The following is a 26,004-nucleotide window of genomic DNA, read 5'->3' as shown; positions in this document are numbered from 1 at the left end:
CGTGGCCAGGAGGATTATGACTAGGCGTGATTACGCCTAAGGTGCCGCCCTCGACGCCCCGGGCCGGTTCGGTCGGCAGGGTCGAGACGCGGTACCTCGACCTGCCCGGACCCGTACGGCTCGACTGCGGACGGACGCTGCACCCTGTCCGCGTGGCGTACGAGACCTACGGCACCCTGTCCCCCGCGCGCGACAACGTCATCCTGGTGTGCCACGCGCTCAGCGGCGACGCCCACGCGGCCGGCCTCTCCACGGCGCCGGTCCCGGACAGCACGCGCGACGGGTTCGGGGCCGAGGACCGCGACGGCACGGCCGGCAAGGGGCTCGGCTGGTGGGACGGGATGATCGGCCCCGGCAAAGCGTTCGACACCGACCGGTTCTTCGTCGTCTCCACCAACCTGCTGGGCGGCTGCCGCGGGACCACCGGGCCCTCGTCCACCGACCCGGCGACCGGCGAGCCGTACGGGTCGGACTTCCCCGTCATCACCGTCGCCGACATGGTGCGCACCGAGCGGGCGTTCCTTTCCGTCCTCGGCATCGAGCGGCTCGCGGCGGTGGCCGGCGGCTCGCTCGGCGGGATGCAGGCGTTGCAGTGGGCGGTGCTGTTCCCCGACCAGGTCGACTCCATCGTGGTGATCGCCAGCACGCACGCCCTGCACCCGCAGGGCGTGGCCTGGAACGCGATCGCGCGCAACGCGATCATGGACGATCCCGCCTGGCAGGGCGGCGACTACTACGGCACGGGCCGCGCGCCCCTCGCCGGCATGGGCGTGGCGCGGATGGTCGGCCACGTCACCTACCTGTCCGCGCCGGCGCTGGACGACAGGTTCGGCCGCAGGCTGCAGTTCGCCGACGACGTCCGGTACACGATCACCGAACCCGAGTTCGAGATCGAGAGCTACCTGCGCCACCAGGCCGACTCCTTCGTCAAGCGCTTCGACCCCAACACCTACCTGTTCACCTCCCGGGCGCTGACCTACTTCGATCTCGCGCGGCAGCACGGCGGCGGATCGCTCGAACGGGCGCTGGAAGGGGTCGCGGCGCGGACGCTGCTGATCGCGTTCAGCTCCGACTGGCTGTACCCGCCGTCGGCGTCCAAGGAGGTCGAGGACGCGCTTCGCGCCCTCGGCAAGCCGGTAGAGTTCCAGGTGATCGAGGCACCGTACGGCCATGACTGCTTCCTGCTCGAGGAAGCGCGCCAGACGCCCATCATCCGCCGGTTCCTGGCCGAGGGCGGGGCCGGCGGGTGATGCCGAGGAACGACCCGGGTGACCGTGACGAGGAAGAGACTGTGGTGAGCGACCAGTTCCCCCGCGCCGAGGAGGCCCGCGCGTTCGGGTTCGAGACCCGGCAGCTGCACGCCGGGCAGCGGCCCGACCCGAACACCGGCGCCCGCGCGGTGCCGATCTTCCAGACGACCAGCTACGTGTTCGAGGACCCGGAGTCGGCGGCGGCGTACTTCAACCTGCAGGAGTACGGGAACACCTACTCGCGCATCATGAACCCGACCGTCGCGGTGTTCGAGGAGCGGGTGGCGAACCTGGAGGGCGGCTGCGGCGCGGTGGCGTTCGCCAGCGGGATCGCCGCGCAGGCGGCCGCGCTGTTCACGCTGCTGCGGCCCGGCGACCACATCGTGTCGTCCTCGGCCCTGTACGGCGGGACGGTGAACCAGCTCAAGCACCTCCTGGGCAAGATGAGCGTCGAGCTGACCTGGGTCGACCCCGACGACCCCGAGGCGTGGCGGCAGGCCGTCCGCCCCACGACCAAGGCCTTCTTCGGCGAGACGATCGGCAACCCCGCCGGGAACGTGCTGGACATCGAGACCGTGGCGGCCATCGCCCACGAGCACGAGCTGCCGCTGATCGTGGACAACACCTTCGCGACGCCGTACCTGTGCCGCCCGATCGAGTGGGGCGCCGACATCGTGATCCACTCGGCGACCAAGTTCATCGGCGGCCACGGCACGAGCATCGGCGGCGTCGTCGTCGAGGCCGGCACGTTCAACTGGTCCAACGGGCGGTTCCCCGTGATCGCTGACCCGTCGCCCGCCTACCACGGCCTGCAGTTCCACGAGACGTTCGGGACCTACGGCTACCTGATGAAGCTGCGCGCCGAGACCCTGCGCGATCTCGGCGCGGCGCTCGCCCCGCTCAACGCGTTCCTGTTCCTGCAGGGGCTGGAGACACTGTCGCTGCGGATGGACCGGCACGTCGCCAACGCGCGCGCCGTCGCGGCGTTCCTGGAGTCCCACGAGCTGGCGGCGAACGTCACCCACCCTGGCCTGCCGGGGAGCAAGTACCGGGCGCTGGTGGACAAGTACCTGCCGCTCGGCGCGGGCGCGGTGTTCTCGTTCGACTGCGCCGGCGGCCGGGCGGGCGGGCAGGACCTCATCCGCGGCGTGACGCTCTGGTCCCACCTGGCGAACGTCGGCGACGCCAAGAGCCTGATCATCCACCCCGCCAGCACGACGCACCGCCAGCTCGGCGACGACGAGCTGCGGGGGGCCGGCATCGCGCCCGGGACGGTGCGGCTGTCGGTCGGCACCGAATCGGTCGAGGACCTGATCTGGGACCTGGAGCAGGGTTTCGCGCACGTCGCCGCGACGGCGGGGAAGAGGGAGTGAGGGCATGACCGATCTCGGGCGCTACCAGGACCCGTCGGCGATCCAGCGCGTGCTCCACACCGCGCGGACCGTCGCGATCGTGGGCCTGTCGGGCAACGACCTGCGAGCCAGCCACTTCGTCGGCTACTACCTCAAGCGGCGTGGCTACCGCGTGATCCCGGTGAACCCCCGCGAGGAGCGGATTCTCGGGGAGACGAGCTACGCGAGCCTGCTGGACGTGACCGTGCCGGTGGACGTGGTGAACGTCTTCCGCGCGCCGGACGCGCTGCCGGGGATCGCGCGGGACGCGGTGGCGATCGGCGCCGGCGCCCTGTGGTGCCAGTTCGGCGTGATCAACGAGGAGGGCGCGCGCATCGCGGAGGACGGCGGCGTGACGGTGATCATGGACCGCTGCATCAAGGTCGAGCACGCGCGCTACGTGGGCCGCATGCACTGGCTCGGCTTCAACACCCAGCGCATCACCTCGGTCCGCGCCGGGCTCCAGTAACGCCCGCCGGTGGCGGGGAGGCGTCGCGCCTCCCCGCCACCGGATCACCGCCGGGTCAGGGGGTCCATCTGACGTTGGGGTTGAGATGGCCGGTCCAGTCGAAGACGGCCATGTTGTCCCAGCCGTCGCCGCTGCCGCCGATGTTCGCGGGGTCCCAGCCGTTGCCGGGCACCGCGTACCAGGTGGGCTCCCAGTAGAAGACGCCGACGGCCCCGGCGCTCCTCGCGGTGTTCTGCACCGCGGTGAACTCCGCGCCCTGCCCCTGCCAGGTGAGAGGGTATCCCGAGCAGCCCGTGGTGATCGAGTTGCCGGTGGAGTCGGCGTTGGCGGAGGTGAACGGGTAGGCCGTCTCGGCGAGGACGACCGGCTTGCCGTAGCGGGACCGCACGTCGGCGATCACGCTGGACAGGTTGGACAGCGTGCCGTGCCACATGCAGTAGTACGACAGGCCGGTGATGTCCCAGGACACGCCTTTGGCCCTGATGCCGTCGTAGAACCAGCGGGCGTTGGCGTCGCTGTCCGCGTCGGCGGTGTGGATCATCACCTGGGTGCCGCCGTTGCAGGCCTTGGTGGCGTTGTACCCGGCCTTGAGCAGCAGGCTCAGGTTGGTGAAGTCGTTGTTGACGACCTTGCCGTCGTTCCACAGCATGCCGACGTTGATCTCGTTGCCGATCTGCACGCTGTCGGGCGTGGTGCCCTGCGCCTTTAGGCTGGAGCACACGTCGTAGGTGTAGTTGTAGACGTCGGTCTGCAACTGGCCGATGCCGTGACTGGACCAGGCGGCCGGCTTGAACTGCTTGCCGGGGTCCGCCCAGGTGTCGGAGTAGTGGAAGTCGACCAGCAGCTTCAGGCCCTTGGCCTTCACCGTCCTCGCGTAGGCCAGGACCTTGGCCCGGTTGTTGTAGCCGCTGGCCGGGTTGTTCCAGACGCGCAGGCGGATGTAGTTGACGCCGATGCCCTTGAGGATGTCCAGCGGGTCCCGCTGGGCGCCGCTCGCGTCGTAGTACCTGGCGCCCAGGTCCAGGGCGCGCTGCGCCGTGGAGACGTCGGCGCCCAGCATGGTCAGCGATGCGGCGGACGCGGCGTGCGCCGTCGGTCCCGCGGGGAGTACCGCGGCGGCGCACAGGAGAAGCGCCGCCAGGATCTTCTTCATGGTTCCTCCGGTCAGGAGAGGAGTTGCGGACGGCCCCCGGTTTCCCCTCGGCGCCGCGCGTGACGGCGGCGCCGAGGGAGCTCATGTGCGGATGACGGTGACCCCTCCGGCGGGCACCGTCGCCGACCCCGCGTAGGCGGCGCCGTCGAGCACCCCCGTGCCGGTCACCCCGCCGACCGTCGCCGGCTCGTCCGCGTGGTTGATCAGGAAGAGGTGGTCGCCGCGCCGGACGACCTCCAGGGTGTCGGGCAGGTCGCGGGGCCGGGACACGCCCGCGTGGTCCAGGGCCAGGGCGACCAGCCCGCGCAGGCCGGGCGCGTGCGCGGCGCCCTCGCCGCGCGGGTCCAGGGCGGTGGCGACGTACCACGCGGTGCCCGCGCCGAGGTCGTGCCGGGTGATCGCGGGGTGCCCGGCGTCGGGCCCGTCGGCGAAGTCGTACAGGGCCCGTGCCCCCGCCAGACGTACGCGCTCGGACCACACGCGGCCGGTGGGCCGTGGCCGCGCCTGGTCCGGGGGCGTGCCCGGCGGGCGGAAGGTGACCGTCTCGTGCTCGCGCAGCGGGTGGAACTCCTCGACCGAGAGGCCGAGCACCTCGCGCAGCGCTCCGGGGTAGGGGCCAGCGTGGATGGTGTCGTTCTCGTCGACGATGCCGGAGAAGTACGACACGAGCAGGTGGCCGCCGGCCTGGACGTAGCGGTGCAGGTTCTTGGCCGACGCCTCGCTGAGCAGGTAGGCGCTGGGCAGGACGACCAGCTTGTACGGGGACAGGTCCGCCGAGGGATGCGCGAAGTCGACGGTGACGTGCTCGCGCCACAGCGCCTCGTAGAAGGCCTCCACCCGCTCACGGAACCGCAGGTCGGCCGAGGGGCGCCACTCCAGTTCGAGCGCCCAGTACGACTCCCAGTCCCACACGACGGCCACCTCGGCCTCGACCCGCGACCCTCGGGCCGGCGCCAGCCTGCGCAGGTCGGCGCCCAGCTCCACGACCTCCCGCCAGATCCGGGAGTCGGTGCCGGCCTGGGGGACCATGGCGGAGTGGAACTTCTCGGCGCCGTAGCGCGAGGCGCGCCACTGGAAGAACAGCACCGAGTCCGACCCGCGCGCCACGTGGGCCAGGCTGTTGCGGCGCATCTCCCCCGGCCGCTTGGCGAGGTTGCGCGGCTGCCAGTTGACCGCGCCGGTGGAGTGCTCGATCAGCATCCACGGGCGGCCTCCGGCGACCGAGCGGGTCAGGTCGGCGGCCAGCGCCAGCCCGATGTGCGGGTCGGCCCGCTCGGAGTCCAGGTAGTGGTCGTTGGCGACCACGTCGACCTCCGGCGCCCAGCGCCAGTAGTCCATCGGCTTGCAGTTCGGGATCATGAAATTGGTGGTGACGGGCAGGTCGCCGTGCCGCCGGATCACCTCGCGTTCCCTGCGGAAGCAGGCGATGTGCGCGTCGACGGAGAAGCGCATGAAGTCGAGCCGCAGCCCGTTGAGCAGGCCGGGCGGCGCCGTCGCGGGCGGCTCGATCTCCTCGAACGAGCCGTAGGTCAGCCCCCAGAAGGTGGTGCCCCAGGCGGTGTTGAGCGCGTCGATCCCGCCGTACCGGTGCTCCAGCCACGCGCGGAACGCCGCCGCCGAGACCGGGCAGTAGCAGTGCGCGTTGGCCCAGCCGTACTCGTTGTGCACGTGCCACATGGCCAGGGCGGGGTGGCCGCCGTACCGGGCGGCCAGGGCCGTGACGATCCGCTCCGACGCCACGGCGTAGTCCGGCGAACTGGGGCAGAAGCTGTGGCGTGACCCCCCGCCGAGCACGCGGCCCTCGTGGTCCACCAGGCGGCCGGCGGGGTAGCGGTGCCGGAACCACACGGGCGGTGAGGAGGTCGGGGTGGCCAGGTCGACGCGCACGCCCGCCGAGTGGAGCAGGTCGAGGATCCGGTCGAGCCTGGAGAAGTCGTACTCGCCCTCCGCCGGCTCGATCAGCCCCCAGTTGAAGACGCCGACGGTGACCAGGTTCACGCCGGCCTCGCGCATCAGCCGGACGTCCTCCCGCCACACCTCCTCCGGCCACTGCTCGGGGTTGTAGTCCCCGCCGTACGCGAGACCCTCGGGCAGGACGGGGTATCCGGGCACAGCTCCCCCTTCGGAAAGACTTCTGTGAACGTGCACAGTAACGCACAGGCGTCCGCCCGAGAAGGTGCTGAATGGCTTCCCTGATGGATGCGGCACGTTAACAACCGCGTAACGGTCATTGACGCCACTGGGCGCTTCTCCCACTCTGTGAGCGTTCCCAGAAGCTCACCGCCTCTGGCGTCCCCTCGCCATCCGCCTGGAGGAACACATGCGCACCAATCGGTTAGCAGCGACGGCTGCGGCGATCCTCGCCACCACACTCCTCACGGCCTGCTCGGGCGGCTCGGCCGAGCCGTCCTCGCCCGCCGCCGGCAGCAGCGCGGCGCCCGCGGCGCCGGTCAAGCTGACGTACTGGAGCTGGGTCCCGAACATGGACAAGATCGCCGCGGTGTGGAACCAGGCCCATCCCGGCATCCAGGTGACGGTGAGCAAGCAGGCGGGCGGCGACGACGCGGCGGCCAAGTTCCTGACCGCCGCCAAGGCGGGCAACCCGCCGGACCTGGTCCAGGCCGAGTACCAGATGCTGCCCTCCTTCGTCGCCGCCGACGCCGTGGCCGACATCAAGGCGGAGACGGCGAAGGTCAAGGGCGAGTTCGGCGAGGGGATCTGGGGACTGGTCACCCTCGGCACCGACGCCGTCTACGCGGTCCCCCAGGACAGCGGGCCGATGATGCTCTACTACCGGCGGGACCTGTTCGAGAAGTACGGCATCGAGGTCCCGAAGACCTGGGAGGAGTACGCCCAGGCGGCCAGGACCGTGCGCAAGAAGGACCCCAAGGTCTTCCTCGGCACGTTCTCCAGCAAGGACCCGGGCTGGTTCACCGGGCTCGCCCAGCAGGCGGGCGCCCAGTGGTGGTCGATCAGCGGCGACGCCTGGAAGGTCGCCATCGACGACGCGGCCACCGGCAAGGTCGCCGGCTACTGGGGCGGCCTGGTGAAGGAGGGCGTCATCGACTCGATGCCGTACTTCACCCCGGAGTGGAACAAGGCCCTCAACGACGGCACGCTCCTCACCTGGCCGTCGGCCGTGTGGGGGCCGGGCGTGCTGTCCAGCAACGCGCCGAAGGGCAAGGGCAAATGGGCCGTCGCCCCACTGCCGCAGTGGAACGCCGGTGAGAGTCTCAGCGGGTTCTGGGGCGGCTCCTCCACCGCCGTCGCCGCGAAGTCGCCGAACAAGGCGGCCGCCGCCGAGTTCGCCGACTGGCTGAACACCGACCCCGAGGCCCTCACGGCGCTGATCAAGGAGGGCGCGATCTACCCCGCCTCCACCAAGGGCGGCGCGCTGCTCACCACCACGCCCGACTACTTCGCCAACCAGCCCGACTTCTGGCAGCAGGCGGCCGCGATCGGCGCCACCGCCCGGGGCTTCACCTTCGGCCCGGACGTCAACGTGACCTACAACGCCTACAAGGACGCGTTCGACAAGGCCGTCGCCACCAAGTCCGACTTCACGGCCGCCGTCCGGACCATGCAGGACGTCACGATCGCGGACATGCGCAAGTCCGGCTTCACCCTGGCGCAGTGACCATGCCCGAACGCGTCTCCCGCCCCCGCGCCGTGCCCTACGTGTTCCTCGCCCCGGCCATCGTGCTGTTCGTCCTGTTCATGGCGGTGCCGATCGGGTACACCGCGTACCTGAGCGTGCGGCGGACCAAGGTCTCCGGCCTCGGGCTGGGCAGGGGGGCCCGCAAGGAGATCTTCGCCGGGCTCGACAACTACGCCGCGGCCATCGGTGACGGCGAACTGTGGGCGGGCTGGCTGCGGGTGATCGGCTACGGCGCGCTCGTGCTGGCGGTCATGCTGGGATTCGCCCTGCTGTTCGCCCTGATGCTCGACACCAAGCACGTCCACCTCGCCCGGTTCACCCGGATCTCCATCTTCCTCCCGTACGCGGTGCCAGGCGTCGCGGCGACGCTGATGTGGGGCTTCCTCTACCTGCCCAGCCTCAGCCCGTTCGGCGACCGGCCCTTCCTGAGCGCGGGCGCGGTGACGTTCTCGATGGCCAACGTGGCGGTCTGGGGCGGCACCGGCTTCAACATGCTCGTGCTGTACACGACGTTGCGCGCCGTGCCCCGCGACTACTACGAGGCGGCCAGGATCGACGGCGCGGGCGAACTGCAGATCGCGCTGAAGATCAAGATCCCGATGCTGATCCCGGCGATCATCCTGACCGGCGTGTTCTCCGTCATCGCGACCATCCAGGTCTTCACCGAGCCGACCACGCTGCGGCCGCTCACGAACACGATCAGCTCGACCTGGAGCCCGCTGATGAAGATCTACCGCGACGCGTTCGTCACCGGCGACCTGTACTCCGCCGCGGCGACGTCCATGGTGATCGCCGCCATCTCCCTTGTCCTGTCATTCGGTTTCCTGCGCGTGGTGAAGAACCGCGCCTTCGGAGAGACGTGACGGCCGTGACCACCCTGACCAGGCCCGAGGGCCACGCCCGTGCCGCGACGCGCCGGCCGTTCGGGATCGCGCCGACCGCCGTGCTCGTGCTCGGCGCGATCTACACCCTGTTCCCGGTCGGCTGGGTGGTCGTCGCGGCCACCAAGTCCAAGGCCGAACTGTTCTCCACCCCGACCTTCGCCCCCGGCACCGGCCTGCTGTCCAACCTCACCGACCTGTTCGCCTACCGCGACGGCGTGTTCTGGCTCTGGCTGCTCAACACGGTCGTGTACGCCGGAGGCGGCGCCGTGCTGTCCACCGCGGTGTCCACGATCTCGGGGTACACCCTGGCCAAGTACGCCTTCCCCGGCCGGGACCTCATCTTCAACCTGCTCATCGGCGGCATCCTGGTGCCGTCCGTCGTACTGGCGATCCCCCAGTACCTGCTGTTCTCCGAGATCGGCCTGGCCGACACCTACTGGGCGGTGCTGCTGCCCCAGATCCTGCACCCGTACGGCATCTACCTGGCCAGGATCTACACCCAGGCCGCGATCCCCGGCTCGCTGCTGGAGGCGGGCCGGCTGGACGGCGCGGGCGAGTGGCGCCTGTTCCGCCAGGTGGCCCTGCCGATGCTGACCCCCGGGATGGTGACGATCTTCCTGTTCCAGTTCGTCGCGATCTGGAACAACTTCCTGCTGCCGTTCATCATGCTGGGCGACGACCACAAGTTCCCCCTGACGGTCGGCCTGTACACACTGCTGGCCGCCGGGGCCAACCAGCCCTCGCTGTACAACCTGATCATCACGGGCACGATGCTGTCGCTGGTCCCGCTGATCGCGTTGTTCCTGACCATGCAGCGCTACTGGCGCACCGACCTGTCCGGCGGCGCCGTGAAAAGCTAGGGCCAGGGCGGCGCCGCGAGACCATGGCGAGCCCACGTCGAGGGAACAATAGGGGCATGACGAAACGTCCGACCATCCACGATGTCGCGGCGGCGGCAGGCGTGTCCCGGGGGACGGTCTCCCGGGTGCTCAACGACAACCGGTACGTCAGCACGGTCGCCCACGCCGCCGTGCGCCGCGCCATCGCCGAGACCGGATACATCGTCAACCGCAACGCCCGCAGCCTGGTGACGCAGCGCACCGGGTCGGTCGTGATGGTGCTGTCGGAACCCCACGAGAAGCTGTTCGAGGACCCCAACTACAGCGTGACCATCCGCACGGCGGTGCGGCGCCTGGCGGACCGGGACATCTCGCTGGTCATGATGGTGGCCGGGGACGACGGCGACCGCGACCGGGTGGTCCGCTACGTGCGCGGCGGCCACGCCGACGGCGTGTTCCTGCTGTCCACGCACGCCGGCGACCGCATGATCGACTCCCTGGTGGACATCGCGGTCCCCACGGTCGCGCTGGGAGCGGTCATCGGCAGGGAGCAGGTGATCCCCTACGCCGCGGCCGACGACCGCGAGGGGGCCAGGCAGATGACCCGGCACCTGATCGAACGCGGCCGCAGGAAGATCGCCACCATCACCGGCCCGATGGACACCCCCGGCGGCATCCAGCGCCTGGAGGGGTTCGCCGACGTGCTGGGCCGCAAGGCGTCCAAGAAGCTCATCGAGCACGGCGACTGGACCCAGGCCGGCGGGGAGGGCGCCATGGCCCGGTTGCTCGAGCGCGTCCCCGATCTCGACGCGGTGTTCGTGGCCTCCGACCTGATGGCCGCGGGCGCCCTGGCCGCGCTCCGCGCCGCCGGACGCCGGGTGCCCGGCGACGTCGCGGTGGGCGGGTTCGACGACTCCTCGGTGGCCGTCTCCACCCATCCCCCGCTGACCACGATCCGCCAGCCGCTCGCCCAGGTCGCCGAGGAGACCGTGCGGCTGCTCCTGGCCCTCATAGACGGCGCCGGCCACGTCCCGTCGGTGGTCCTGCCCACCCGCCTGATCACCCGGGAGTCCACCTGACCCCGCCCCCATGGCCGCCGCGCGCGGCGGGCGGCGCTTTACTGGACGATGGCCGTTACCGGACGACGGCCGCGGCCGTCACGTGACGAAGGGCGAACATGGACGTCATCGGAATGATCGACAAGGTACGCGACTCCGCCACCGTCACCCGCGTCTTCGGCGCGCCGATCACGCAGGACGGGGTGACGGTCATCCCCGTGGCCCGCGTCGGCGGGGGCGGCGGCGCCGGGGGCGGCAGGCAGGAGGGCGGCGAGAAGGCGGGCGAGGGCTCCGGCGGCGGGTTCGGCGCGGGGGCGACCCCGGTGGGGGTCTTCATCATCAAGGACGGCCAGGTCCGCTGGCAGCCCGTGATCGACTACAACAAGATCATCCTGGGCGGGCAGGTCGTGGCCGTCGTCGCGCTGCTCACCCTGCGCGCGTTCGTGCGCCTTCGGGCCCGCCGCAGGTCGTGACCGCCGGTACGCCGCCGCGCGCCCCGGCCCCGTGAGGACCCGGGCCGGGGGCGGCGGCCCGTCCGGCCGATGACTGTGCCAAGATTCACCCCATCCTGACCGGGTCTGGCGAGACGGAGAGGACCGACATGGCCGCCGCCTCGGTGCCCGCGGCGAGAGTGAGCACCCTCGAGCTCTTCTTCGACCTGGTCTTCGTGTTCGCGGCGACCCAGTTGTCCGCCGTGCTGGCCGGCCATCTGACCTGGACCGGCGTCGCCGAGGTCGTGCTGGTGCTGGCGATGATCATGTGGATGTACGGCGGGTACGCCTGGCTGACCAACGCGATCGTCCCCGACAGCCCGGCCAGGCGGGCGCTCATGCTGGTCGGCATGGGCGGCTTCCTCGTCATCGCACTGGCCATCCCCGGCGCGTTCACCTCGACCGGGTGGGCGTTCGGGCTCGGGTACTTCACGGCCATCGCCGTGCACACCGGGCTGTTCGCGTTCGCCGGCGGCCGCGAGATGGTCCGGGCGTTCCGTACGCTGGCGCCGCTGAACCTGGCGAGCGCGACGATCATCCTGGTCGGCGCGTTCGCCCCGGGCGGGTGGCGGTGGGGCCTGTGGCTGCTGGCCGTCCTGCTCCAGCGGGCGGCCCCGTACATCGACCCGATCGACCGGTTCACCATCTCGCCGTCGCACTTCGTGGAGCGGCACGGCCTGATCATCATCATCGCCCTCGGCGAGTCGCTGGTGGCCATCGGGGTAGGGGCGTCCGGGGTCGAACTGGACCTGCCGGTGGTGCTGGTCGCCTCCCTCGGCCTGTCGATCGCGTACATGATGTGGTGGGTCTACTTCGGCGGCGACGACGCGCGGGCCGAGGCCGCCCTCGACGCGGCCGGGCCACGGCAGCGGGTCTGGGCCGCGTTCAACGCCTACGGCTGGGCCTACCTCGGGCTGCTGCTCGGCATCGTCGCGGTGGCGGCCGGCATGAAGAAGGCGGTCGGCCACGCCTCCGGCCACCTCGAAGTGCCCCAGGCGGCGTTCCTGGCCGGCGGCCTGGCGGTGTACCTGCTGTCAGAAGCGGCGTTCCGGCGGATGCTCCGCATCGGGCGGATCCGCTTCCGGGCGGTCGCCGCGCTCGCGGCCCTGGCCACCGTCCCCCTCGGAACCCTCAGCGCCCTCGCCCAGGTGGCCGCGCTGGTCGTCGTCCTGTCGGGAATGCTCCTCCTGGAGGGCCGCTCCGAGGGCCGCCACTGGCACTTCCACCGAACACGACCCTGAGCCTCCCCGAAATCGGGCCCGGCGGGTCAGTCGGGTCGACGGTCGGGGGGTGGGATGGGGTCGGCCAGGGTGGCGCGGGCAGGAAGGGCGGGGAAGGGGTCGGCGAAGTACTGGGTCTCGTGGGTCACGAGACCGTCGGTGAGCTCCATGACGCTGATCGAGTAGGTGGGCACCCCGTCGTAGGTGATCACGCACTCGCTCACCCAGAGGCCGCCACCGCCCGTGATCCGGCGGACGGTGAAGTGGCGTTCCGCCGGGTGCCCGCCGCGCTGGGCCTGGATCTTCGACCGGCCGGTGAAGCGCTCGCCCGACTGCGGGTAGTCCAGGACCGCGTCCGCGGCGTAGATGGCGTGCTCGGTCTCGACGTCCCCGCGTTCGGAGGCGTCCCAGTGCCGCTGGATCCGGGCACGGATGTCCGCTTCTGGATCGGTCGCGCTGTCCACCCGTCGGCCCCCAATGACCAGAAGGAATGTCGCCGGCTCGCACGACCGATGGTAGCCAGGACCGGTGCCGGACCACGGGAGCGGTACCGTCGGAACCCTGAGGGCCGTGACCGTCCTGGCCGTGACCCTCGGGGCCGTGGTCGTCTTAGCCGTGGTCGTCGGGGCCCGGGGCCGTGATCGTCCTGCCGTGGTCGTCGGAGTGGTCGTGGCCGCATGCGGACGAGGGCGGCTATCTACGTCATTTGACGCAATCGGCAGTCGGACCGGCCGTTCTAGCGTCTCGGACGTACCGACCGTGCTCGCGGGCGGGGCTCGCGGGCGAAGGAGGCAGTGCGGTGAACGCAGGTCCGGAAGTGAAGAACATCGTGTTGGTCCACGGCGGGTTCGTCGACGGGTCCGGCTGGCAGGGGGTCTACGAGCACCTGACCGCGGACGGCTACCGGGTCGCCGTCGTGCAGAACCCGACCGTGTCGCTGGCCGGCGACGTGACCGCGACCCACCAGGTCCTCGACGGCCTCGACGGCCCGGCCGTGCTGGTGGGTCACTCCTACGGTGGCGTCGTGATCACCGAGGCCGGCAACCACCCCAGCGTGGTCGCGCTGGCCTACATCGCGGCGTTCGCCCCCGACAAGGGCGAGTCGGTCAACACGCTGATCGCCGACCCGCCGCCGGGCGCGCCGGTGCCGCCGATCCTGCCGCCCAAGGACGGGTTCCTGTTCCTGGACCGGGAGAAGTTCGCCGCGTCCTTCGCGGCCGACCTCCCCCCTGCGCAGGCCGCGTTCATGGCCGACTCCCAGCTCCCCTGGGGCCTGGACGCCCTGGGCGGCGTCGTCTCCGAACCGGCCTGGCGGGTCAAGCCGTCGTGGTACCTGGTCGCCACCGACGACCGGATGATCCCGCCGCCGGCCCAGCGCGCCATGTCCGAACGGGCCGGTTCGGTCGTCACCGAGACCGCGGGGAGCCACGCGGTGTACGTGTCCAACCCGGCCGCGGTCGCCGCCGTCATCGCCCAGGCCGCCGCCTCCACCGGCCGGCCGTAGAGCAGCGCGGCCGGGCTCCCGGCGACGGAACGGACCGGGCTCCCAGCGACGGCTTCGCACGGGAGCCCGGCTGGAGCACGGGAGCCCGGCTGGACAGGGCGTGGCGCGTGGGGGAAGGTCGGAGCGTGGAGGCGCGCGGCGCGGAGCACGAGCGGGCGGGTCCGCCCCCCGCCGGGCGGCGGACGGACCTGATCGGCCGGGACCGGGAAAGCGAGCGCCTGCGGCTGTTCGTCGGCCGGATCGCCGAGGGCGCCGGTGGTGTGCTGCTGCTGGCGGGCGAGGCCGGGGTCGGCAAGACCGCCCTGCTGGACCACGCGGCCACGCGGGCGGACGCCCGCGGGGTGCGGGTGCTGCGGGCGACCGGGGCCGAGTTCGAGGCCGAGGTGAGCTTCGCCGCCCTCCACCAGCTCATCGAGCCGTGCCTGGGCGACCTTCCGCGACTGCTTCCCATGCACGCGCAGGCGTTGGGCGTGGCGCTGTCCCTGGGGCAGGGCCCGCCACCCGGGCGGCTGCTCATCGCCGGAGCGGTGCTGGCGTTGCTGCGGCACACCGCGGGCCAGGGGCCGCTGCTGCTGGTGGTGGACGATCTGCCGTGGCTGGACCGGGCGAGCGCGCTCGTGCTCGGCATGGTGGCGCGCCGCCTGACCGGTCACCGGGTGGCGCTGCTGGCGGCGTGCCGTACCGGCGAGCCCACCTTCTTCGACCAGGGGGACTTTCCCGTCGCGCAGGTGGAGCCGCTGACGGAGCAGGCGGCGACCTCGCTGCTGGTCAGCCGCTATCCGGCGATGACGCCGCGGGTGCGGCGGCGGCTGCTGGCCGACGCGATGGGCAACCCGCTGGCCCTGCTGGAGCTCCCGGTCGCCCTGACCGACCCGAGGCACACGGTCTCCGGGGCACTGCCCGCGACGCTGCCGCTCGGCCGGCGGCTCCAGTCGGTGTTCGCCTCCCGGATCCGTGGACTCCCGCCGACCACCTTCGACCTGCTGCTGCTGGCGGTGCTGGACGGCACCGGCGACCTGCGGCTCGTGCACAAGATCGCCGCCGACCATCCCGGGGAGGGCCTGGCGCCCGCCGAACGCGCGGGCCTGGTGCGGGCCGACGAGACCACCGAACGGCTGTCGTTCCGTCACCCGCTCATCCGGTCGGCGGTGGTGGAGCTGTCGACCAGCGGGCAACGCCGCCGCGCGCACGCCGAACTCGCCGCCCGGCTCGCCGACCGGCCCGAGCGGCACGCCTGGCACCTGGCCGAGGCCACCGAGGAGCCGGACGAGCGGGTCGCGTCGCTGCTGCAGGACGTCGCCCACACCAACCTGCGGCGCGGCGACTCCGTCGGCGCGGTCACCGAACTGCTGCGCGCCGCCGAGCTGAGCCCCTCCGGCGCCGACCGCAGCGGGCGGCTGGCCGAGGCCGCGTACCTGGGGTCCATCGTGACCGGTGACCTGCGCGACGCGCCCCGCCTGCTGGACCAGGCCCGCCGCGCCCACCCCGGCCCCGGCGGGCCGCTGTCCACCGCCGTCGCCGGCGCCTACCACCTCCTGCACGGCGAAGGCGACATCGACGCCGCCCACCGGCTGCTGACCGCCGCCGTCGACGACCTGGACGACCCCCGCGACGCCCACGACAAGGTCCTGGTCGAGGCGCTCTACACCCTGCTGATGATCTGCTTCTTCGGCGGCCGGGCCGAGCTGTGGGCCCCCCTGCGCACCGCCGTCGACCGGCTCCTCCCCCGCCCACCCGAACTCCTGGCGATCCTGGCCGAGACGTTCGGCGACCCGGCCCGCCTCACCCCGGCCATGCTCGCCCGGGTGGACGCCTCGGTCGCGGGACTGGACCGGCAGGTCAGCCCCGCCCGGATCATCCGCACGGGCATCGCCGTCGCCTACCTCGACCGTCTGTCCCACTGCCGCGAGCCGCTCCGGCGCGCCGTACGGCACGGCCGCGAGGGCGGCGCGGTCACCTCCGCCATCGAGGCGCTGTTCCTGCTCGCCCAGGACGCCTTCCACACCGGCCAGTGGGAGCGGGCACAACTGCTGGCCGACGAGGGACTGCGGCTGTGCGACGCCCACGGCTACCGGCTCCTGACCTGGCCGGGCCGGCTCACCTCGGCCCTGCTGGCCGCCGCCCGTGGTGACGCCCCCACGGCCACGGCGATCGCTGACGACATGAGCGCCTGGGCCGCGCCCCGCCGCGCCGGCATCGTCACGACCTACGCCGCGCACATCCTCGGCCTCACCGCCCTGGCCCACGCCGACTTCGAGACCGCCTTCCAGAACGCCTCGGCGGTCAGCCCGCCCGGCGTCCTCGCCCCCTGCGCCCCCCACGCGCTGTGGGTGTTCCTCGACCTCGTCGAGGCCGCCATCCACACCGGCCGGCGCGCCGAGGCCGCCGCGCACGTCGCCGCCGCTCGCGAGGCCCGCCTCGACCGGGTCTCCCCCCGGCTGCGCCTGGTCGTCCTCGCCTGTGCCGCCCTCACCGAGCCCGGCGCCGACGCCGCCACCCTCGAGCGGGCGATCGACGAGCCGGGCAACGACCGCTGGCCGTTCGACCTGGCCCGCATCCACCTCATCTACGGCGCCCACCTGCGCCGCACCAGGAACACCACCCACGCCCGCCGGCACCTGTCCGCCGCCTCGGCGCTCTTCGGGCGCCTGGGCGCCCGCCCCTGGACCGCCCGAGCCGACCAGGAGCTGCGGGCCACCGGCGTCACGATCAGCACCACCGCCGACCAGGGGCTGGCCTCCCTGACCCCGCAGCAACGCCAGATCGCCCTGCTCGCCGCCGCCGGTCACACCAACAAGCAGATCGCCGAGCGCCTGTTCCTGTCGCCCCGCACCGTCTCCACCCACCTCTACCAGGTGTTCCCCAAACTCGGCATCACCTCCCGCGCCGCACTCCGCGACGCCCTCACCGACCCGCCACCCGGCTGACCCGCGCGAGGGCGGGCCGGGGTGGTTCAGTAGCATGCGGCCCATGACGGACGCCCCGCCCCGCCCCGAACCGTTCGCTCCTCGGGCCACCTCGGCGGCGATCGAGGACCTCCGGGCGCGGGTGCGCGCGACCCGCTGGCCCGACGCGCCCGAGGACGCCGGGTGGGCGCTCGGGACCGACCTCGCCTACCTGCGCGAGCTCCTGGCCTACTGGGCGGACGGGTTCGACTGGCCGGCCCAGGAGGCGGCCCTCGCGCGGCTCCCCCGTTTCCGCGTCGCCGTGGGCGGCCTCGGGATCCACTTCGTGCACGCCAGGGCCGTCGCGCCGGCGGGGCCGGTGCTGCCGCTGGTCCTCACCCACGGCTGGCCGGACTCCTTCTGGCGGTACCAGAAGGTCATCCCGCTCCTGATCGACCCCGGCGCGCACGGCGCCGATCCCGCCGACGCGTTCGACGTCGTGGTGCCCGACGTGCCGGGCTTCGGGTACTCCGACCCTCCCGTCGGCCCGCCCCTGGACTCCATCGCCGTGGCCGGGCTGTGGGCCGGGCTCATGGACGTCCTCGGATACCCCCGGTTCGGTGCCGCGGGCGGGGACATCGGCAGCCACGTGAGCCGCTACCTCGCGCTCGACCACCCCGAGCGGGTCGTGGCCGTCCACCGCACCGACGCGGGCCTGCCGATCCACCACGGCGACCCGGCGGACCTGGAGCCCGAGGAGCGCGATTGGATCGCCGGCGCCGCGGCCTGGGGCCGGGACGAGGGCGCCTACGCGGCCATGCACCGCACCAAGCCGCAGACCGCGGCCTTCGGGCTCAACGACTCACCCGCCGGGCTGGCCGCGTGGATCGTGGAGAAGCTCCGGTCGTGGAGCGACGGTGACGGCGACGTCGAGAAGCGCTTCACCAAGGACGAGATCCTCACGAACATCACGATCTACTGGCTCACCGGGACGATCGGCTCGTCGATGCGCATGTACCACGCGAACGCCGCGATCGCCCCGGAGCAGCTCGCCCGCCGGGTCGAGGTCCCGTCCGGTTTCTCGATCTTTGCCGGTGACGTCGTCCGGCCGCCCCGGGCGTGGCTGGAGCGCACGGCGAACGTCGCGCGCGTGACCGAGCCCCCGCACGGCGGGCACTTCGCGCCGTTCGAGGTGCCCGAGCTGTACGCGGAGGAGCTGCGCGCGTTCTTCCGTCCCTACCGGACGCCGGTGACGGGCTGAGCGCACCGGCACGGCGCCGGCGGCCCCGCGGTGGTGAGAGCGCCGCCGGGATCCACGCCCAAGCGGCCCCGGCGGCTTGACAGACGCACATTTGTGAGTGCTCAATCAGTCACATGGCACCGAGTCCGGTTCGGCCCGCCGGCGGGTCACGCTCCACCGCCGAGGACCAGCGCGTGAAGATCGTGTCCCGTGCCGTCGCGGCGTTCGCGCACGCCGGCTACCACGCCACCCCCGTCTCCGAGGTCGCCGAGGCGGCCGGGGTGTCGCCCGCTTATGTGTTCCGCCTGTTCCCCGGCAAGCTCGGCCTGTTCGTCGCGACGGTCGACCACTGCTACGACCAGGTCACCGCCACCCTCGTCAGGGGCGGCGAGGCCGTGGGGCCCGCCGCCCCCGACGACGTGCTGGCCGCGATGTCGGCCGCGTACGTGAACCTGATCCGCGACCGGAACCTGATCATGTTGCAGGTGCACGCGCAGAGCGCCTGCGACGTCCCGGAGATCCGGGACGCCGTCCGACGGGGGGTCGCGAGGGTCGTGCGGGCCGTCTCACGGGTGTCCGGCGCGGACCCGGGCGCGGTGCAGCGCTTCCTCGCCTACGGCCAGCTCTGCCACCTCATCGTCCAGGCCGACCTCGGGGCCGTCGACGAAAGCTGGGCGCGCACGGTGAGCGCCGGAATCAGCCACTGACGCGCCGCCGGGTCACGGCGGCCGTTTTTTCGCCCCAGATGTGACTGATCAGTCAGTAACTTGTCGTGGTGCCGGCCGGTGTCGACCCGGCCGACGCGGAGGCCGTCCTGGTCAACGGAGTGACCGCGTGGCAGATGCTGCACCGGTCGGCGCGCGTCCGATCCGGCCAGACGATCCTCGTGCACGGCGCCGGCGGCGGCGTGGGCGGAACCCTCATCCAGCTCGCGCGGCACGCCGGGATCCGGGTCATCGAAGGAGCCTCCCCCCGCCACCACGACGCGCTGAGGGCGGCCGGCCTGTTCGCCCTGGTCGCCGACGGGACCCTGAAGCCCGCCATCGCCGCTCGCTTCCCCCTCGGCGAGGCGGCCGCCGCGCTGGCCCTCGCCGAGTCCCGCACGGTCAGCGGAAAGGTGATCCTGCTGCCGTGAACGCCGGACCACCCCGGCGCCGAGGGCGGTCACGCGTCCCAGGTGACCGGGAGGTCCTTCACCCCGTGGACGTCCGGGCGATCCGGCCGTGGATCTGTCGGTGCGGCGAACTAGGGTCGCCGGTGTGACCAACGAGAAGATGCTCCGGGTCAACGGGGTGGACCTGTGCGTGGAGGCGTTCGGTGAGCCGGGTGACCCGGCGGTGCTGCTGATCGCGGGCGCGACGGCCTCGATGGACTGGTGGGAGCCGGAGTTCTGCGAGCGGCTGGCCGCCGGATCCCGCTATGTCATCCGGTACGACCACCGGGACACCGGGCGGTCGGCCCGGTACCCGGCGGGCGCCCCGGCGTACACCGGGCACGACCTGATCGCGGACGCGCTCGGCGTGCTGGACGGGCTCGGCGTGTCGCGGGCGCACATCGTGGGCATCTCGATGGGCGGCGGGATGGCCCAGGTCATCGGGCTGGACCACGCCGAGCGGGTGGCGTCGCTGACCCTGATCAGCACGAGCGGCGGGCCGGGCGACCCCGACCTGCCGGGCATGACGGACGCGCTCCGGGCCGCCTTCGCCGCCGCGCCGCCGGAACCGGACTGGTCGGACCGCGACGCCGTCGTCGACCACATCGTGGCCGGCTGCCGGTCCTGCGCGGCGCCCGGCCGCCCGTTCGAGGAGGCCGAGGTGCGCGCCGTCGCCACCCGGGCGGTCGGCCGCACGACCGGCGTCGAGTCGGCGATGAAGAACCACCACATGATCGGCGGCCCCGGCCGGTGGCGCGCGCGGCTGGGCGAGATCTCGGTGCCGACGCTGGTCCTGCACGGCGCCGAGGACCCCTTGTTCCCGCTCGGCCACGGCCGCGCCCTGGCCAGGGAGATCCCGGGCGCGCGGCTGCTGCCCCTCGCGGCGGTCGGCCACGAACTGCCCCGCGCGGCGTGGGACGTGGTCGTCCCGGCGATCCTGTGGCACACCTCCGGCGGCTGGGGCCGGCAGGCCGACGTGCTCGCCACCAAGGCCCTGGCCGGCGACGACCCGACGGGATGGTTCGAGCGGCTGTACGCCGCCGCGGACGCCGGGGAGGTGCCGATGCCGTGGGACCGCGAGGGCCCGCGCGAACCGCTCCGGGAGTGGGCCTCGGCCAAGGCGCTCACCGGCGCGGGACGACGCGCGCTGGTGATCGGCTGCGGGCTGGGCGCGGACTCCGAGTACGTCGCCGGCCTCGGCTTCGACACCGACGCCTTCGACATCTCCGGGACCGCGATCCGGACCGCAAAGGCCCGCCACCCCGCCTCGCCGGTGCGCTACCGCACCGCCGACCTGCTCGCCCCGCCCGCCGAATGGATCGCCGCCTTCGACCTGGTGGTGGAGATCTTCACCGTCCAGGCCCTGCCGGTGAGCCTGCGCCGCGAGGCCGTCGCCGCCGTCCGCCGCCTGGTCGGGCCGGGCGGCACGCTCATCACCGTCATGGCCGCCAGGGACGCCGATGACGGCGACGAGGACGGGCCGCCGTGGCCGCTCACCCGCGCCGAAATGGAGTCCTTCGCCACCGGCGGCCTCTCCCTGGTCCGGCTGGAGGAACTCCAGGATCCGCGGCTCTGGCGGGCGGAGTTCCGGCGGGACGACCCCGCCCTCGGGTAGACGCGCCCGTCCGGGGATGGGCCAGGATGTCGCCATGACCACAGCGAGCCGCGCCTTCTGGGAGCAGCACACCTGCCTGCCCCTCACCCTCGACGCCGACGTCAGCGACCTCCTGCGGTACCGCCGGCCGGGCGGCGCGTACGTGAGCGTCAACGTCGGCTACGCGCCGCACTCACGCGAGGACGCGCTCTCCTATATCGACCATTTCACCCGCTCGATCGAGGCCCACCCCGCCCTGGAGATCGCGACGACCATCGGGGAGATCGACGCCGCGGTCCCCGGCGACCGTGTCGTGGTGGCGTTCGACCTGGAGGACTCCAACCCGCTCGCCGGTGACCTCGACATGGTGGGCACCTTCTACGACCTGGGCGTGAAGTCGCTGCTGCCGAGTTACAACAACGGCAACGCCGCCGGCGGCGGCTGCCTGGACACGACCGACACCGGCCTGACGGCGTACGGCCGCGACCTGGTCAGGCGGATGAACGAGGTCGGCATGCTGGTCGACGGCTCGCACTGCGGCACGCGTACCGGGCTCGACCTCTCGGCGGTCTCCGAGCAGCCGATGATCTACTCCCATTCCGCGATGCGCGGGCTGTGGGACCACGTCCGCAACGTCACCGACGAGCAGGCGCGCGAGTGCGCCGCGACCGGCGGCGTCATCGGCATCCCCGGCGTCGGGATCTTCCTCGGCCCGAACACCGCGACCCTCGACGCCTTCGTCGCCCACATCGACTACGCCGTCGAACTGGTCGGGCCCGAGCACGTCGGCATCGGCAGCGACTTCTCCTTCGACGCCGACGACCTGCAGGTGGACCTCGAGGCCAACCCCGACCTGTTCCCCGAGGAGTACACCCGCTGGGGCGTGATCCGGTTCGTCGAGCCGGAGGTCACGCTGCTGATCGAGCGGGAGCTGGTCGGGCGCGGCTACCCGGACGAGGCCGTGCGCGGCATCCTGGGCGGCAACTTCCGGCGGGTGGCCGGTCAGGTCTGGAAATGACGCGGTGCGGGCGGCTCACCCGAAGGGGCGCGGGGCGGGCTTGTCCGATCGGATGACCGCGACGGGCAAGGTTGTCCGATCGGACGAGTACGGCAGCGGGCCCGCCCCTTAGCCTCAGCACATGATGTCGCCGGAAAGTGTCCAGAGCTGGCTCGACGAGCACTTCGCCCGGATCGTGGCCGAGCGCGGCGTGCCCGGCGCCTCGGTCGCCGTCCTCGCCGGAGGCCGGGTGCTCACCGCCGCCGCCGGTGTCCTCAGCCAGGCCACCGGTGTCGAGGCGACGACCGACTCGGTCTTCCAGATCGGGTCGATCACCAAGCTCTGGACCAGCGCCCTGGTCATGCAGCTCGTGGACGACGGCCTGGTGGACCTCGACAAGCCGCTGCGCGCCTACCTGCCGGAGTTCACCATCGGTGACGAGGCCGCCGCCGACACGATCACCACCCGCCAGCTGCTGTGCCACGTCGCCGGCTTCGAGGGCGACATCTTCACCGACACCGGCCGAGGCGACGACGCCATCGAGAAGTACGTCACCTCGCTCCATGACATCCCGCAGCTCTTCGAGCCGGGCGAGGTCTTCTCCTACAACAACACCGGCTTCGTGGTGCTCGGCCGCCTGGTCGAGGTGCTGCGCGGCAAGCCCTTCGACGAGGTGCTGGTCGAGCGCCTGGCCGCCCCGCTCGGCCTCACCCACGTCTCCCCGAGCCCCTACGAGGCGATCCTGCACCGGGCCGCCGTCGGCCACGTGCCCGGCGAGGACGGTTCCCTGGCGCCCGCGCCGGTCTGGGCGCTCGCGAAGTCCAACGGCCCCGCCGGGTCGATGCTCGCCATGACCCCCCGCGACCTGCTCGGCTTCGTCGCCATGCACCTGGCGGGCGGCACGGCGCCCGACGGCTCGGTCGTGCTCAGGCCGGAGACCGTGGCCGCGATGCGGCGCCCGCAGGTGAAGGTGCCCCGGCTCAGCGGCATGGGCGGCTCGTGGGGCCTGGGCTGGGAGATGGACGAGCACGACGGCCACACCGTGATCGGCCACGACGGCGGGACCATCGGCCAGGTGGCCTTCCTCAGGTTCGTCCCCGAGCACGGCGTCGCGATCGCGCTGCTGACCAACGGCGGCGACTTCTTCGGCATCTTCAACGACGTGCCGGCGTACCTGCTCAAGGAGCTCACCGGCGTCACCCTGCCGGGCCGTCCGGTGCCGCCCGCCGAGCCGCAGACGATCGACCCGGCGCCCTACCTGGGCCACTACGCGGACACGATCTACGACATCACCGTCAGCCAGGACGCCGAGGGCGCGATCTGGCTCGACCGGGTGCCCAAGGACGTCATCGCCGAGATCGGCGGGAGGCCCGAGCGCAGCCGGCTCGTGCACTTCGAGGGCGACTCGCTGATCTCTCTCGAACCGACGCACGGCATCCACCTCATCTTCGCCTTCATCGGACGCGACGCGACGGACCGGGCGAAGTACATCCACTACGGCCGTGTGGTCGCCCGCGCCTGAGAGCCCGGGCGGTTCGCCCGTGTCCGAGAGCCCGGGCGGATCCCGCTCACCCCCCAGAAAAGGAACCGCATGTCCCCCATACGCACGAGGACCCTCGCGGCGCTCGCCCTGGCACTGACCGGTACGGCCGGTCTCGCCGCCTGTGGCGGCGGCGGCACGTCCGACTCCGCCTCGCCGGGTGCCGCCGCCTACGTCAACGGCAAGACCTTCACCATGGACGGCTCCTCGGACCCGGGCGCCCTGGACCCGCAGGGTTCGGTCGACAGCACCCTGTTCGGCATGACGCAGTACGCCTACGACAAGCTGGTGGCCGTCGCCGATGACGGCAAGATCCTCCCGCAGCTGGCCGCGTCCTGGACCGTCGGCGACACCACGCTCACCTTCACGCTCAAGGACGGCGTCACCTGCTCCGACGGCACGGCGTTCACGGCCAAGACCGTGGTGGACAACATCACCTATGTGGAGGCCCCGGCCAACAAGAGCCCGTTCCTCGGGGTCTTCATCCCCGCCGGCGCGACCGCCTCGGCCTCAGGCTCGACGGTCACCGTCAAACTGGCCGCACCGGCCCCGTTCGCGCTGAACTCGTTCGCGAACCTGCCGATGGTGTGCGACGCCGGCATGAAGGACCGCGCCACCCTCAAGGCCGGCACCAGCGGCACCGGCCCCTACGTCCTCACCGAGGCGGTCCCGTCGGACCACTACACCTACGAGCTCCGCAAGGGCTACACGTGGGGGCCGGGCGGCGCCACCACCGCCGAGCAGGGAATGCCGGCCAAGGTGACCGTCAAGATCGTCGCGAACGAGACCACCGCCGGCAACGAACTGCTCGCCGGCACCGTCAACGCCGTCACGATCGCCGGCCCCGACGCCGGCCGCCTCGCCGCGGCGGGGCTGGCCTCCGTGGGCACGCAGACGGTGGTCGGTGAGCAGTGGTACAACCACGCGTCCGGCCACCTCACCTCCGACAAGGCGGTCCGCATGGCGCTGACCCAGGCGCTCGATCTCAAGCAGCTTCAGGTGGCGCTGACCTCCGGCAAGGGCGCCGCCGCGACCCAGCTGGCCGTCCTGGAGCCGACGGGCTGCGTCGGCGACGCCGTGACCGGCCACGTGCCGTCGTTCGACGCCGCCGCCGCGGGGGCCGCCCTGGACGCCGCCGGTTGGGCGAAGGGCTCGGACGGCGTCCGCGCCAAGGGCGGAAAGAGGCTCTCGGTCTCCCTCATCTACGGCAACACGCTCGGAAGCGGCGGAAGCGCCGCCGCGGAACTCGCCCTGGCGGCCTGGAAGGCGGTGGGGATCGACGCCAAGGTCACCCAGCTGAACCCGACCCAGGTCTCCGCCGCGCTCTTCAGCACCGGTGACTGGGACATCGCCTGGGTGCCGCTCAACGTCAGTACCCCCGACCAGCTCATTCCGTTCCTCTCCGGCACCACGGCCCCGAAGGGCACGAACTTCGCCGCCATCGAGAACGCCGACTACCTCACCCTGGCCACCAAGGCGATGAGCGCCAAGGGCGCCGACGGGTGCGCGGACTGGTTCGCGGCCGAGCAGGCGCTCTACAAGGCCGCGGACGTGGTGCCGTTCGCCAACAACGTGATCCCGACCTTCCTCAAGGGCGCGAAGCTCTCCATCGTCGGCAGCATCGTCCCGACCAGCATCCGGATGCTCGGGTGACGATGGGGGGCTGGACGCCGGCGGCCGTCCCGCCCTCGGCCGCGCGGGGCCTGCGCGGCCGGGCGGGCGATCTGTGGTCGCACAGATGGCTCCGCTTCGCGCTGCGGCGGGCGGGACGCCTGCTGGTCTCGCTCTGGGTCCTGGTGACCGCCTCGTTCCTGATGATCCACCTGGTCCCGGGCGATCCGGTGCGGGCCGCGCTCGGACCGACCGCTCCCGCGGAGCTGGTGCTGGCCCGCACACGGGACCTCGGCCTGCTCGACCCGCTCTGGCGGCAGTACGCCGGTTTCCTCGGAAACCTGCTCCGCGGGGAGCTGGGCGTCTCGATCTCGACCCGGCTGCCCGTGGGCGAGACGATCGCCCAGCGTCTGCCCGCGACGGCCCAGCTCGCGGTGGCGGCGTTCCTGCTCTCGGTGCTCGTCGCCGTGCCCGTGGGCGTCGTGATGGCGGTGATCACCCGCCGCGGTAAGGGGCGGCGTACGGAGCTGGCGTTCACCGGGACCAACGTCGTGCTCGGGGCGATCCCCGACTTCCTGGTCGGCGTCGGGCTCGTCTACCTGCTGGCGGTGCAGACCCACCTGTTCCCGGTGGCGGGCCGCGCCGGCCCGGACTCCTACGTGCTCCCGGTGCTCGCGCTGGCGATCGGCCCCTGCGCGGTGCTGTCGCGCATCGTCCGCGTGGAGATGCTCGCCGTGATGGAGGCCGACTACATCCGCACCGCGCGGGCCAAGCGGCTCACGCCGTGGCGGGTCCAGCTCGTGCACGCCCTGCCGAACGCCGTGACGGCGAGCCTGACGCTCGGCGGCCTGCTGCTGAGCTCGCTCGTGGCCGGGACCGTGCTGGTGGAGAACGTCTTCGCCTGGCCGGGGCTCGGCTCCACGATCGTCTCCTCGATCGTGTCGAAGGACTACCCGCTGGTGCAGGGGACCGTCCTGATCTACGGCGTCGGCGTCCTGCTGATCAACACCCTCGTCGACGTGGTGCTCGCGCTGCTCGACCCGCGTTCGACGATCGGAGAAAGCTGA

General features: G+C 72.3%; 22 protein-coding genes. 19 read left to right on the top strand and 3 right to left on the bottom strand.

The window, feature by feature from the left end; genetic code table 11:
• Positions 1–26 precede the first annotated feature (26 nt).
• Genes metX through NYZ98_RS14715 form a run of 3 tightly spaced genes read left to right on the top strand, consistent with a single transcriptional unit; the run spans position 27 to position 3,110 of the window.
• On the top strand, positions 27–1,250 hold the full coding sequence (metX, locus tag NYZ98_RS14725) for a homoserine O-acetyltransferase MetX (RefSeq protein WP_262843321.1): 1,224 nt from the start codon (positions 27–29) through the stop codon (positions 1,248–1,250).
• A 44-nt stretch (positions 1,251–1,294) separates the two neighbouring features.
• The gene (locus NYZ98_RS14720) at positions 1,295–2,623 is read left to right on the top strand and encodes an O-acetylhomoserine aminocarboxypropyltransferase/cysteine synthase family protein (protein WP_262843320.1); all 1,329 of its coding nucleotides are present in this window, start codon (positions 1,295–1,297) and stop codon (positions 2,621–2,623) included.
• 4 nt (positions 2,624–2,627) lie between these two features.
• Positions 2,628–3,110, top strand: coding sequence for a CoA-binding protein (locus tag NYZ98_RS14715; protein WP_262843319.1), 483 nt, complete (start codon positions 2,628–2,630; stop codon positions 3,108–3,110).
• Positions 3,111–3,165: 55 nt separating this feature from the next.
• Here NYZ98_RS14715 and NYZ98_RS14710 read toward each other — a convergent pair whose 3' ends face one another.
• Together NYZ98_RS14710 and NYZ98_RS14705 are read right to left on the bottom strand one after the other, a co-directional pair.
• Positions 3,166–4,263 carry a glycoside hydrolase family 53 protein gene (locus tag NYZ98_RS14710; protein ID WP_262843318.1) on the bottom strand — a complete coding sequence of 366 codons (1,098 nt, stop codon included), beginning with the start codon at positions 4,261–4,263 and terminating at the stop codon, positions 3,166–3,168.
• Positions 4,264–4,344: 81 nt separating this feature from the next.
• Positions 4,345–6,375, bottom strand: coding sequence for a beta-galactosidase (locus NYZ98_RS14705; RefSeq protein WP_262843317.1), 2,031 nt, complete (start codon positions 6,373–6,375; stop codon positions 4,345–4,347).
• A 208-nt stretch (positions 6,376–6,583) separates the two neighbouring features.
• On the opposite strand from NYZ98_RS14705, the gene NYZ98_RS14700 reads away from it, so the two are divergent.
• The 6 genes from NYZ98_RS14700 (at position 6,584) to NYZ98_RS14675 (ending at position 12,434) form a co-directional block, all read left to right on the top strand.
• Positions 6,584–7,900, top strand: a complete 1,317-nt coding sequence (locus tag NYZ98_RS14700; RefSeq protein WP_262843316.1) for an ABC transporter substrate-binding protein — start codon at positions 6,584–6,586, stop codon at positions 7,898–7,900.
• 2 nt (positions 7,901–7,902) lie between these two features.
• A complete protein-coding gene (locus NYZ98_RS14695; RefSeq protein ID WP_262843392.1) occupies positions 7,903–8,784 on the top strand; it encodes a carbohydrate ABC transporter permease in 882 nt (293 codons plus the stop codon).
• Positions 8,781–9,665, top strand: a complete 885-nt coding sequence (locus tag NYZ98_RS14690) for a carbohydrate ABC transporter permease (RefSeq protein ID WP_262843315.1) — start codon at positions 8,781–8,783, stop codon at positions 9,663–9,665. The genes NYZ98_RS14695 and NYZ98_RS14690 overlap by 4 nt, the downstream gene beginning before the upstream one ends.
• 56 nt (positions 9,666–9,721) lie before the next feature.
• On the top strand, positions 9,722–10,723 hold the full coding sequence (locus NYZ98_RS14685) for a LacI family DNA-binding transcriptional regulator (RefSeq protein ID WP_262843314.1): 1,002 nt from the start codon (positions 9,722–9,724) through the stop codon (positions 10,721–10,723).
• A gap of 98 nt (positions 10,724–10,821) precedes the next feature.
• Positions 10,822–11,175, top strand: a complete 354-nt coding sequence (locus tag NYZ98_RS14680) for a spore germination protein GerW family protein (protein WP_262843313.1) — start codon at positions 10,822–10,824, stop codon at positions 11,173–11,175.
• A gap of 128 nt (positions 11,176–11,303) precedes the next feature.
• Positions 11,304–12,434 carry a low temperature requirement protein A gene (locus NYZ98_RS14675; protein ID WP_262843312.1) on the top strand — a complete coding sequence of 377 codons (1,131 nt, stop codon included), beginning with the start codon at positions 11,304–11,306 and terminating at the stop codon, positions 12,432–12,434.
• A gap of 26 nt (positions 12,435–12,460) precedes the next feature.
• Here NYZ98_RS14675 and NYZ98_RS14670 read toward each other — a convergent pair whose 3' ends face one another.
• A complete protein-coding gene (locus NYZ98_RS14670; protein WP_262843311.1) occupies positions 12,461–12,877 on the bottom strand; it encodes a nuclear transport factor 2 family protein in 417 nt (138 codons plus the stop codon).
• 335 nt (positions 12,878–13,212) lie between these two features.
• Here NYZ98_RS14670 and NYZ98_RS14665 point away from each other — a divergent pair, with 335 nt between their 5' ends.
• From NYZ98_RS14665 to NYZ98_RS14620, 10 genes are all read left to right on the top strand, one after another.
• On the top strand, positions 13,213–13,917 hold the full coding sequence (locus NYZ98_RS14665; RefSeq protein WP_262843310.1) for an alpha/beta hydrolase: 705 nt from the start codon (positions 13,213–13,215) through the stop codon (positions 13,915–13,917).
• Positions 13,918–14,024: 107 nt separating this feature from the next.
• Positions 14,025–16,844, top strand: coding sequence for a helix-turn-helix transcriptional regulator (locus NYZ98_RS14660; RefSeq protein WP_262843309.1), 2,820 nt, complete (start codon positions 14,025–14,027; stop codon positions 16,842–16,844).
• Between the two features lie 43 nt (positions 16,845–16,887).
• Positions 16,888–18,063 (top strand): epoxide hydrolase family protein, encoded by a 1,176-nt coding sequence (locus tag NYZ98_RS14655; RefSeq protein ID WP_262843308.1) that lies wholly within the window; start codon positions 16,888–16,890, stop codon positions 18,061–18,063.
• Positions 18,064–18,236: 173 nt separating this feature from the next.
• Positions 18,237–18,749 carry a TetR/AcrR family transcriptional regulator gene (locus NYZ98_RS14650; protein ID WP_262843307.1) on the top strand — a complete coding sequence of 171 codons (513 nt, stop codon included), beginning with the start codon at positions 18,237–18,239 and terminating at the stop codon, positions 18,747–18,749.
• 68 nt (positions 18,750–18,817) lie between these two features.
• Positions 18,818–19,177, top strand: a complete 360-nt coding sequence (locus NYZ98_RS14645) for a zinc-binding dehydrogenase (RefSeq protein ID WP_262843306.1) — start codon at positions 18,818–18,820, stop codon at positions 19,175–19,177.
• Between the two features lie 124 nt (positions 19,178–19,301).
• Entirely contained in the window at positions 19,302–20,810 is a 1,509-nt protein-coding gene (locus NYZ98_RS14640) for an alpha/beta fold hydrolase (RefSeq protein ID WP_262843305.1), read from the top strand.
• 34 nt (positions 20,811–20,844) lie between these two features.
• Entirely contained in the window at positions 20,845–21,807 is a 963-nt protein-coding gene (locus NYZ98_RS14635) for a dipeptidase (protein WP_262843304.1), read from the top strand.
• Positions 21,808–21,928: 121 nt separating this feature from the next.
• Entirely contained in the window at positions 21,929–23,308 is a 1,380-nt protein-coding gene (locus NYZ98_RS14630) for a serine hydrolase domain-containing protein (RefSeq protein ID WP_262843303.1), read from the top strand.
• Between the two features lie 69 nt (positions 23,309–23,377).
• Positions 23,378–24,979 carry an ABC transporter substrate-binding protein gene (locus NYZ98_RS14625; protein ID WP_262843302.1) on the top strand — a complete coding sequence of 534 codons (1,602 nt, stop codon included), beginning with the start codon at positions 23,378–23,380 and terminating at the stop codon, positions 24,977–24,979.
• Positions 24,980–24,981: 2 nt separating this feature from the next.
• Entirely contained in the window at positions 24,982–26,004 is a 1,023-nt protein-coding gene (locus tag NYZ98_RS14620) for an ABC transporter permease (protein WP_262843391.1), read from the top strand.

Origin of the sequence: Sphaerisporangium corydalis (assembly GCF_025506355.1) — a bacterium.
GTDB classification, from domain to species: domain Bacteria; phylum Actinomycetota; class Actinomycetes; order Streptosporangiales; family Streptosporangiaceae; genus Sphaerisporangium; species Sphaerisporangium corydalis.
The sequence above is the reverse complement of the archived record's forward strand: the minus strand, read 5'-3'. Positions and strand labels throughout refer to the sequence as shown.

What these genes read in the sequence shown, in the direction of transcription:
- NYZ98_RS14715 (WP_262843319.1), top strand. Translation starts at nt 2,628, where the DNA reads ATGACCGATCTCGGGCGCTACCAGGACCCGTCGGCGATCCAGCGCGTG.
- NYZ98_RS14710 (WP_262843318.1), bottom strand. Translation starts at nt 4,263, where the DNA reads ATGAAGAAGATCCTGGCGGCGCTTCTCCTGTGCGCCGCCGCGGTACTC.
- NYZ98_RS14700 (WP_262843316.1), top strand. Translation starts at nt 6,584, where the DNA reads ATGCGCACCAATCGGTTAGCAGCGACGGCTGCGGCGATCCTCGCCACC.
- NYZ98_RS14695 (WP_262843392.1), top strand. Translation starts at nt 7,903, where the DNA reads ATGCCCGAACGCGTCTCCCGCCCCCGCGCCGTGCCCTACGTGTTCCTC.
- NYZ98_RS14685 (WP_262843314.1), top strand. Translation starts at nt 9,722, where the DNA reads ATGACGAAACGTCCGACCATCCACGATGTCGCGGCGGCGGCAGGCGTG.
- NYZ98_RS14680 (WP_262843313.1), top strand. Translation starts at nt 10,822, where the DNA reads ATGGACGTCATCGGAATGATCGACAAGGTACGCGACTCCGCCACCGTC.
- NYZ98_RS14675 (WP_262843312.1), top strand. Translation starts at nt 11,304, where the DNA reads ATGGCCGCCGCCTCGGTGCCCGCGGCGAGAGTGAGCACCCTCGAGCTC.
- NYZ98_RS14655 (WP_262843308.1), top strand. Translation starts at nt 16,888, where the DNA reads ATGACGGACGCCCCGCCCCGCCCCGAACCGTTCGCTCCTCGGGCCACC.
- NYZ98_RS14635 (WP_262843304.1), top strand. Translation starts at nt 20,845, where the DNA reads ATGACCACAGCGAGCCGCGCCTTCTGGGAGCAGCACACCTGCCTGCCC.
- NYZ98_RS14630 (WP_262843303.1), top strand. Translation starts at nt 21,929, where the DNA reads ATGATGTCGCCGGAAAGTGTCCAGAGCTGGCTCGACGAGCACTTCGCC.
- NYZ98_RS14625 (WP_262843302.1), top strand. Translation starts at nt 23,378, where the DNA reads ATGTCCCCCATACGCACGAGGACCCTCGCGGCGCTCGCCCTGGCACTG.
- NYZ98_RS14620 (WP_262843391.1), top strand. Translation starts at nt 24,982, where the DNA reads ATGGGGGGCTGGACGCCGGCGGCCGTCCCGCCCTCGGCCGCGCGGGGC.